Origin of the sequence: Streptomyces sp. MUSC 14 (assembly GCF_001866675.1) — a bacterium.
In the GTDB taxonomy this organism is placed as follows: domain Bacteria; phylum Actinomycetota; class Actinomycetes; order Streptomycetales; family Streptomycetaceae; genus Streptomyces.
In genome coordinates, this window is the sequence record NZ_MLYN01000147.1 from 1 (window position 1) to 364 (window position 364).

1 protein-coding gene is annotated in these 364 nt (G+C 60.7%); it reads right to left on the bottom strand.

Going from position 1 to position 364, the window contains the following annotated elements; genetic code table 11:
- Positions 1 to 364: hypothetical protein (locus BIV25_RS51945; protein ID WP_177235669.1), on the bottom strand; the 364-nt coding region annotated here is incomplete at both ends.

Below are 364 nucleotides of genomic sequence, written 5' to 3' on the forward strand. Positions count from 1 at the left end.
CTCGAATAACAACCGCGACCTTGTCGTAAAAGCTGCTGTAGCGCTGTGCGTTGAGCATCGTGTTTTCTATCGTCCCACGCACCGGGGAACCCGACCCCCCGAAGCTTCGATTCAGTTTCGCTATTTCTTCCGGTGACACGCCATACTTGAAACCCCCGCTCGCGGCGCGGGCAGCCCTTGAGCCTTCGAGAATCCTCTTGGCTTCGCTGATATCCTTGAGGGCCTTGATTTCCACCGCTCCGGGGATGAGCATCGCGAGAGCTTCGCCGCATCCCTTTGTGGTGGGGTCCTTGTAGCAGTCGACGGCCAGGTCGGTACCGGTGACGGCCCAGATGAGGGCGACGAGGCGGGGGTCGTACTCGGG